Raw genomic sequence first — 8,160 nt, 5'->3', positions numbered from 1 at the left:
GGCTCCACACCTACAATCACCACCGCGGACACACCGCACTCAAGGGCCAACCACCCGCCAGCCGCGTCCCCAACCTCACAGGGCAGAACACCTAGCGCAGCTCGGACGGGTCGGCGCGGTGGGTGCAGAGGGCGGCTTCGACATCACCGATGAGATCTGGCAGGACCGCTTCGGCATCGGTGAAGCGGGTGGGCGCCGTCTGCCAGATCCGCCAAGCATCCTCGACCCGGCTGCGCAGCGAAGTTGAGCCCAGATCCGCGTCTGGTGCGGTGGGATGGCGGCCGAGTAGGGCGCGGACCACGTCCGTCCCGGCGATACCAGCCGCTGACCCGGTGCAGGGCGGGGCGGGCTGGACGTCGCCCAGGAGATAGCCGGTGGAGACCTGGAGCTCGGCGGCGAGCCTGACGACCACGTCGCTGGAGGGAGTCTTGAGCCCACGCTCGATCTGGGAAAGATAGTCGGTGGTGATCCCGCACAACCCGGCCACCGCGGCCTGAGTACGCCCGCGGCGTCGGCGCAGCTCTCTCACACGTTCGCCGGTCGGCAGGCTGGGCAGAACCATGCTCGTATCCCCTTGTTCCGCGGGTGCTGTTCCCACCGTAGAACCGAGATGGGGCACGGTAGTTGGAGTTGCACCAACGTGTGACACCGTGAACTCCTGCAGGGGCGTGCCTGAGACTGGGGAGGCTGACGTGAAGCTGGTGCTGTGGGACATCGACCACACCCTCATCGCGACCCGAGGTGTCGGGCGTGAGATCTTCGGCTACTGCTTCGAGCGGGCCACCGGGTGCCCCATGCGTGAACAGGCAGCGGGTCGACGGTATGACGGAGCCCGTCATCTTCCGCGAGACGGCAAAACTCCACGATGTCACGAGCGACCGACCCATGTTCGAGGCCTTCGCCCGCCTCTCCGCCCAGCAGCACCAGCTCTGCGCCGGAGAACTTCGCGAGCGCGGCCACGCCCTCCCCGGGGCAGCACGCGTCCTCGCAGCAGTCGCCGCGCTGGGCCAGGTGGAACAGACGGTGGTCACCGGCAACATCCGGGGCGCGGCAGAGACCAAGCTGTCGGTGTTCGGGCTCGATTCACACATCAGGTTCCCGATCGGCGGGTATGGCGAAGACGACGACGAGCGCTCCGAACTCGTCCGTCTCGCGATCCGCAGGGCCAGCCACAGCCTGAACACCCCGCTCGCGCCCCAGGATGTCCTGTTGGTCGGCGACACCCCCGCCGACGTCTCGGCTGCCAAGGACAACCAAGTTCCAGTGCTTGCCGTCGCCACTGGACGCTCCACCGTCACCGAACTGCGGCAGGCCGGAGCCGACCTGGTCGCACCCGACCTCGAAGACCCCTCCCCCATCATCCGGGCACTCACCGGCCGCTGAACCCGTGGCTGGCTACTCGCCTTTCTCAGCGCTTGACGCGGTTGCGGACCGCAAGCACAGCGAGGCCGAGAAGAATGGGCTCTGCAAGGCGGGACCCCATCTCGATGTACGTGCCAGAGGTGGTCAGGTCCTGTCCGGAGGAACGGAAGACCACCGAGTTGAGCGTGACATTGAGCGCCTTCTCGAACCGCTCCCCCGTGCGCCAATCCCCAGTGGAGTTCTGGGGATCGGTCTTGTCGATCTCAAAGGTGACCTTCCCTCCCCCGGCAGGCACCGTCCCTGTGGCCTCCTGCTTTGGTTCCTCGTTCGGTAGCCCCCACAACATGAGCGCCGCGACCGTGACGCCCATGGCCGCGCCCAGCCAGACGAGTGCGCGGAGGGCGCGCAGGCCGTACCCCGAGATGGCCCAGTACGTGCGCAGCAGCCACCGCTCAGCCCGCGGGCGGCGCCTGTCGTGGCGACGCATCTCGCATTCGCCGTAGTAGAAGTCGGCCGCGTCCGGCTCGTTCTTCCCGTCCTCGAGCGACTTGCGCAGCTGCCGGTACAGCACCGCCACCGCAGCCGGCGGCAGTTTCGGTGCCTCCTCGATAGGCACCGTCCAGCCTCGGGTGCGTCCGGAACGGCGCGCAGTTCGCACGCGCCAGTGAGACTCCTCCGCCAGGATCTGCCGCCGACTCCATCGCCAGGGGTAGCGCCAACTCCATCCTGTGGGAGTAGTTGCGAAGGTGCACCAGCCGTCTACCTTCAGCTGGTCCAGGTGAACGGCGCCGGCAAAGCGGCAGCTGCGAAGGTCGATGTCCTGCAAGGCCAAATGCGCGGCGTCGACCCCACCTACCGACACCAAGCGCACACCGGGGTCCCGGCCTGACAGCGCCCCCTCGGCCACCCCTCCTTCCGCCGCCGGATCCGTAAAGGCGGCCTTACGAGCCGCAATCGTCACCGGGTACTCCACTACGGCGTCCCTGAGGTCGAGTTCGGCATAGCGCAGGTGCAGTACGGAGGTCGATGCCCACCTGGTGCGTACGCAACTCACTTCAGCGGCGGCGATCTCTAGCGTCATCGGCTGCTGAAACACCGCACCGTCCAATGCCACTCGCGCACCGCATACCAGTGGCCCAAGGTGCGTCGACCTATCAAACTCTGCCCCTCTGAACCAGGCGCCGCTTCGGAAGGCCGCAGAGGCGAACCAGCTGCCGCTGCCGAAGGTCGCCAGGTCAAACTGGGCATCGGCGATGAAGGTCGCCCCGCCGAACTGGGCATTGCCGGTGAATGTTGCCCTGCCGAACCGGGCGCGGCCGGTGAAGGTCGTACTGTCGAACCAGGCGTCGCCAGTGAAGGTCGCCCCTTCAAACTGGGCGTTTCCGGTGAAGGTTGCCCTACCGAACAGGGCGTCGCTGGTGAATGTTGCCCTGCCGAACACCGCTTCGCTGGTGAAGGTCGCCGTGTCGAACAGGGCGCGGGCGGCGAAGGTCGCTCGGTCGAACAGGGCGCGGGCGGCGAAGGTCGCCATGCCGAACCGGGTGCGGCCGGTGAAGGTCGTCCCGTTGAACAGGGCATCGCGGGTGAAAGCCGCCCTGCGGAACACAGCGTCGCCTGTAAAGGTTGCCCCGCCGAACACCGCGTAGCCACTGAAGGCCGCCCCGTCGAACACGGCGTCGCCTGTAAAAGTTGCCCCGCCGAATTGGGCGTCACGGGTGAAGGCCGCCCCGCTGAACACGGCGTCGCCGGTGAAGGTCGCCCCGGTGAACTGGGCGTCGCCCGTGAAAGTCGCCCTGTCAAACCGGGCATCACCAATGCGAGGTCTGTCCGTGGCGGGGTCGTGCAGGGCGGCGAGCAGTCGCTCCAGCAGCGCAGGTGTGAAGGGGGTACCGCGGTGGTCCAAGTCGGTGCCAGGCGCAAGGGTCGTGAGATAGGCGGCACGGTCGGGTTCGTCCAGGTGGGCCAAGCAGGCGGTGTGGTCACCGACGAAAGTGCCCGAACAGCCCGCTGGGTTATCCGCAGAGACATAAGCCCCGCAGTGGTCCGGGGCAGGTTGAGGTGGGAGTGGTTGTGTCATACCCGGAGGACGATCACGGGGTCCCCTCGGTTGCCGAGTTCTTTCCGATACGTCCGTCGGGGCCGCTCCAGTTGTGCCTCAGGTCGCTGGACTTACGATCACCGAAAGCGCGCTGGCAGGACAGCCCAGGGGGTCTGAGCGTGAAGCTGGCTCCGCCCATGGGCGGCAAGGCTCGATGGCGTCCAGGCGCTATGTACGGCCGTCATCGAAGGACCCGACCCCACTGCGACGAGGGCGAAGAATCCAGGAACCTGACAGATACAGCGCGGAGCCAGCGATCGTCGGAGGTCCCGTTGCTTGGCAGGACGGTGGTTTTTACCGGGTAAAAGTCTGAGTGGGTTTGCTGGCTGGAAGCTGCTCGCCAGGGGCGGACTTTTACGCGGTAAAAACTGGTGCGACCTTCAGAGGCTGTTGAGGAGACCTTGAGGGACCTTCTGGACCGTGGGCCTTGGCCCCTGATGTTGGACACACGAGACACTGGATCCTGAGGATCTGAGAACGGTCATCTCGTGGTCATGAAGAACTACCCGCCGGAGTTCAAGGCGGACGCGGTCGCCCTGTACGAGTCGCGGCCCGATGCGACGATCAGGTCGGTCGCCGCCGATCTGGGGATCAATCCGGAGACGCTGCGGAACTGGGTCCGGGCTGCCGGAGCAAGCCGTCCACGGGGACGCCGGACGCAGGAACCGGCCCAGCCGCCGGCACCGCTGGAGGCGGAGAACGCGGCTCTGCGGAAGAAGGTCCGCGAGCTCGAGGAGGAACGCGAGATCCTGCGGAAGGACGCCAAGTATTTCGCCGGGGAGACGCGCTGGTGAGGACCCGTAATTTAACTACTGCTTGAGTTGATCTCGTCGTGGTGCTCGATCAGGCGCTTCAAGGCTTCGAGCGTGCGGGGGGGGTGGGGCCTGTGGAAGACGAGGACTCTGGCGAGCTCGGGTCCGGCGAAGGCCAGCATCGGCTTGGACCTCCCGGCGTGGTAGCTCAGCACGTTGCGCTTGCGGCCCATCAGTTCGGCCGCGAGAGTCAAGGTGACGGTGTTGCGGCTGCGGAGCACGGCGACCAGGACACGGTGGCGGTGATCGAGAGTGCCGAAACCGGGGTTGCGGCCGCGACCGTCTCTGTCTGCGCTCTGGCGTTCGGCTTCGGTCAGGAGCAGTTGGCACGGTTCGAGCTGGAGCACGAGCTGCTCGAAGTGTTCTCGGGTCATGCGCACCGCATACTCATCCTCGGCGCGGGCTACGCCGGGGCCTTCGCCGCCGGGAGTTTGGCTCGTCGCCTCTCACCCGCCCACACCGAGATCACCGTCGTCAACGCGGAGCCGCTGTTCGTCGAACGCATGCGCCTGCACCAACTCGCGGCGGGCCGGAAACCGGCGACCCGACGGCTCACCGACGTGTTCGCGGGCACCGGCGTACGGCTGCGCGTAGCCCGAGTCACCTCGGTCGACCCCCAGCGCAGGACCGTCGCCCTGACCGGTGAGGACGGTGACGCCGAGCTGGGGTACGACACGCTGCTGTACACGCTCGGCAGCCGGGGTGCCGACCACGGTGTACCCGGTGTGGCCGAGCACGCCTTCAGCGTCGCGGGACGGTCATCGGCCCTGAGGCTGCGCGCACGCCTGGACGGTCTGGGCGGGTCCGGCACCGTGCTGGTCGTGGGCGAGGGCCTGACCGGCATTGAGACCGCTGCCGAGATCGCGGAGTCGCGCCCCGGTCTTCCCGTGGCACTCGCGGCACTTGGCGAGCTGGGAGACCGGCTCTGCCCGGAGGCCCGCCTCCACCTGCGCAGGAGTTTCGACCGGCTGGGCATCACCGTTCACGAGCGCACCAGCATCGAGGCCGTAGGGGCGACGTACGCGAACGGCACCTCCTACCCGGCCGACGCGACCGTCTGGGCGGCCGGGTTCGCTGTCGACCCGATGGCCGCCGCCGCCGGCATCAAGGTCACCGAGGACGGCCGGATCGTCGTCGACGACACCATGCGCTCGGCCTCGCACCCGGACATCTATGCCGCGGGCGACAGCGCTTGCGCGATCGGCGGCAACGGCCGGCCGTTGCCGATGTCCTGCGCCTCGGCGGGAATCACGAACATGCAGGCGACAGACGCGATCGTGGGACGGCTGACCGGACGCCGGGTTCCGCGCGTCAAGAAGCCCTACGCCTACAACCACATCAGCCTCGGGCGGAACGACGCGATCTTCCAGAAGGTCGATCGCGACGAACGGGCGAAGTCCTGGTTCGGCGGCCGGAAGGCCGCGCGGCTCAAGGCCGGCATCCTCAGGACCAGTCTCTGGGCCACCTCGCACCCGACCTTCGGAGCCCGAAGCGCAAACACCGCCTGACGGACACCACGACAACGGCCGACCCCACCACGGCAGCCACCGCGCCCACGAATACAGCCGCATAAAGTCGTGCGCATGGAGAGCACCGCCGCTGAGCGCTTCGAGGCCGGTCGGGCACGGCTGGCCTCCCTCTCGTACCGCCTGCTCGGCTCGGCGGCCGACGCCGAGGACATCGTGCAGGACGCGTACCTGCGCTGGCACGCCGCCGACCGGGAGCGGATCGAAGTGCCGGAGGCATGGCTGGCCAAGGTGGTCACCAACCTGTGCCTGGACAGGCTCCGCTCCGCACCGGTACGCCGCGAACGGGCGGCCGGTACCTGGATCCCGAACCGCTGCTCGCCGGTGACCCGATGCTCGGTCCGGCCGACACCTTCGAACAGCGCGAATCGGTGTCGCTGGCCGTCCTGACTCTCATGGAGCAACTCTCACCGGCCGAACGAGCCGTCTACGTCCTGCGCGAGGCGTTCTCCTACACCCACGCCGAGATCGCAGCGATCCTCGACATCTCGGACTCCGCAAGCCAGCAGCACCTCCACCGGGCCAGGGGCCGGGTCGCAGCCGCGCGCCGAGACGGCGGCGAGGTCGACCCGGCATCCGCACGCAGGGCCCTTCAGGCATTTCTCGCCGCCGCGTCCTCGGGGCGTACGGACCGCCTGGTGGCGCTGCTCACCGAAGGCGCGACCGCGGTCTCCGACGGTGCGGGACTCGCCCGGAGGCTGCGCCGTTACGAAACCCCCGAGCGGGTTGCCACCGTGATGCGGACCGTCTTCAAACCCACTTCCGCGAAGCAGCGCCTGGCCGGCGGCTCGCCCACGTTCCACATCGGGCAGGTCAACGGCTGGCCAGCCATGCTCGTCGTGCTGGAGGACCGGATCGTGGGCGCCGCCGCGTTCGAGATCAGCGACGGCAAGGTCGCGGCCCTGCACGGCTTCGGCGCCCCGGATCGGCTTGTCCGCCTCACCGCGATGTGGCGGCGGCAAGAGCCCGACGCGCCCCGTCGCCTAGTACTGCAACGGTCTTTGTTCTGATGCGTGGGCAGTTTCTGGTGGTGTGTGGCCGCGTCGTTTGTAGTGGCTGATCCGGGCTTGGAACTGTCGTCGGCGGCGCCAGTGTGACCAGTGCAGGACATGCTCGATGAGGTTGGCGCGGGGGTCAGGCGGGTGGTCAGTCGCCGGATTTCGGGGAGGGTCAGGGCGATGAGCTGGGAGGATCCGTTTCTGCTTTCTCCGTGTCGAGCGCGCGGGCCCGCAGGACGGTCAGGCAGGCGTGGGCGGCCATGGCGAGGGTGATGTGGCGGTGCCAGCCGGGGTAGCGGCGGACCTGGTAGTCGTCCAGGCCGCACTCCTGCTTCGCGGTCTGGAAGCATTCCTCAACGGCCCACCGGCTGCCGGCGACGCGGATCAGCTCATCGAGTGTGGTCTCGGCGGTGCAGTAGGCGATGTAGTAGGAGATCTCCTTCGGCCGGCTGACGCTGCGACGGGCGATGACCCAGTGCCGGCGGTCTTCGCGGTGCCAGGGCCGGACCTCGACCCTGGCCCAGTCGTAGATGCGTGGGCCGTGGGCGCCGTTGCCGCAGGAACGGCGTTTCCACTTCTGCCGCGGCAGGCCGGGAAAGAGTTCGTGGACGGGGTGGTCCATGGCCCACCGGGTGACGGCGCTCGCTGCTACGGGTAGACGGGATGGCATCCAGCAGGCAGTGAGCTGGCTTGGGCTCCTCACCTTGCTCGACGACCAGGTGCAGCCTGATGGTCAATCCGCCGCGCAAGCCTCCCAGTCGGCGATCGCGAGGCTCGTTGAGACACCGCCAGGTGGTTCGGTCTGCACGACCCACGGAGATCTGCCGTCTCCCGTTGCTGAGGCGTTCACTCAGCTCATGGTGACTGGTGTTGGGGGTGGGTATCCGTCGGATCTGACGGGTGGGCAGTGGGCGCTGGTGGAGCCGTTGCTGCCGCCTGCGCGGGTGGCCGAAGGGCGGTCGGCGGGAAAGCACCCGCGGCGGCGGATTGTGGACGCGATCTTCTATGTGATCCGGACCGGGTGTGCCCGGCGGCAGCTGCCCATGGTGGCTTTGTCAGCCAGTTGCGAGAGCGCCTGTAGCTCAACCGCGAGAGCACTCTCTTCCCCGGAAGGGTGATGTCGCTGAGATTCGAGCGCACCTGAGTGCTTGCTTCGGGACCATGGTTGTGCTCTGCACTATGAGGGGACCCGGGTGCTGCCGAAGTCCAAGATCGATCTGTACGCGGCGATCCGCCGGGATTCGCGCCACGGGCTGTCGAACCGCGCTCTTCAGCGGAAGTACGGCGTCGGGTTCTTGACCGTGCAGAAGGCATTGTCGTCGGCCTGGCCGGAGCCGCGAAAGCAGGGGCCTTGACCCCGAATC

At 67.8% G+C, this 8,160-nt stretch carries 6 protein-coding genes and 5 pseudogenes; 6 read left to right on the top strand and 5 right to left on the bottom strand.

The genetic code is table 11. The features are described 5' to 3' along the window. Positions 1–91: 91 nt before the first annotated feature. Entirely contained in the window at positions 92–562 is a 471-nt protein-coding gene (locus ABZ441_RS26060) for a helix-turn-helix domain-containing protein (protein ID WP_358978436.1), read from the bottom strand. Between the two features lie 236 nt (positions 563–798). On the opposite strand from ABZ441_RS26060, the gene ABZ441_RS26055 reads away from it, so the two are divergent. Next, positions 799–1,383, top strand: a complete 585-nt coding sequence (locus ABZ441_RS26055) for an HAD hydrolase-like protein (RefSeq protein ID WP_358978434.1) — start codon at positions 799–801, stop codon at positions 1,381–1,383. Positions 1,384–1,408: 25 nt separating this feature from the next. Here ABZ441_RS26055 and ABZ441_RS26050 read toward each other — a convergent pair whose 3' ends face one another. Further along, positions 1,409–3,328: a pentapeptide repeat-containing protein gene (locus ABZ441_RS26050; RefSeq protein ID WP_358978432.1), complete on the bottom strand. Its 1,920-nt coding sequence runs from the start codon at positions 3,326–3,328 to the stop codon at positions 1,409–1,411. 300 nt (positions 3,329–3,628) lie between these two features. Continuing rightward, positions 3,629–3,730 (bottom strand): annotated as a pseudogene (locus ABZ441_RS26045) (hypothetical protein); the annotation flags it as partial. A 224-nt stretch (positions 3,731–3,954) separates the two neighbouring features. Between ABZ441_RS26045 and ABZ441_RS26040 the strand changes: the two are divergent. Continuing rightward, positions 3,955–4,254: a transposase gene (locus tag ABZ441_RS26040; protein ID WP_358978430.1), complete on the top strand. Its 300-nt coding sequence runs from the start codon at positions 3,955–3,957 to the stop codon at positions 4,252–4,254. 11 nt (positions 4,255–4,265) lie between these two features. Here the strand turns inward: ABZ441_RS26040 and ABZ441_RS26035 are convergent, their stop codons facing one another. Beyond that, a complete protein-coding gene (locus ABZ441_RS26035; protein WP_358978428.1) occupies positions 4,266–4,646 on the bottom strand; it encodes a hypothetical protein in 381 nt (126 codons plus the stop codon). On the opposite strand from ABZ441_RS26035, the pseudogene ABZ441_RS26030 reads away from it, so the two are divergent. Further along, a pseudogene (locus ABZ441_RS26030) lies at positions 4,632–5,845 on the top strand (FAD-dependent oxidoreductase). The gene ABZ441_RS26035 and the pseudogene ABZ441_RS26030 sit on opposite strands and share 15 nt — an antisense overlap. Positions 5,846–5,855: 10 nt before the next feature. Next, positions 5,856–6,808, top strand: a pseudogene (locus tag ABZ441_RS26025) (sigma-70 family RNA polymerase sigma factor). A gap of 160 nt (positions 6,809–6,968) precedes the next feature. On the opposite strand, the pseudogene ABZ441_RS26020 reads toward ABZ441_RS26025, so the two are convergent. Then, a pseudogene (locus tag ABZ441_RS26020) lies at positions 6,969–7,433 on the bottom strand (IS701 family transposase); the annotation flags it as partial. 220 nt (positions 7,434–7,653) lie between these two features. On the opposite strand from ABZ441_RS26020, the pseudogene ABZ441_RS26015 reads away from it, so the two are divergent. Together ABZ441_RS26015 and ABZ441_RS26010 are read left to right on the top strand one after the other, a co-directional pair. Further along, a pseudogene (locus ABZ441_RS26015) lies at positions 7,654–7,839 on the top strand (transposase); the annotation flags it as partial. A gap of 150 nt (positions 7,840–7,989) precedes the next feature. Further along, entirely contained in the window at positions 7,990–8,151 is a 162-nt protein-coding gene (locus tag ABZ441_RS26010) for a hypothetical protein (RefSeq protein WP_358978426.1), read from the top strand. Positions 8,152–8,160 lie beyond the last annotated feature (9 nt).

The sequence above is a fragment of the Streptomyces sp. NPDC005752 genome (genome assembly GCF_040630715.1).
GTDB lineage: Bacteria > Actinomycetota > Actinomycetes > Streptomycetales > Streptomycetaceae > Streptomyces.
This window is presented reverse-complemented; position numbering and strand designations above follow the sequence as displayed.

Coding starts and splice junctions, on each gene's coding strand:
- ABZ441_RS26035 (WP_358978428.1), bottom strand. CDS start 4,646: ATGACCCGAGAACACTTCGAGCAGCTCGTGCTCCAGCTCGAACCGTGC.
- ABZ441_RS26060 (WP_358978436.1), bottom strand. CDS start 562: ATGGTTCTGCCCAGCCTGCCGACCGGCGAACGTGTGAGAGAGCTGCGC.
- ABZ441_RS26040 (WP_358978430.1), top strand. CDS start 3,955: ATGAAGAACTACCCGCCGGAGTTCAAGGCGGACGCGGTCGCCCTGTAC.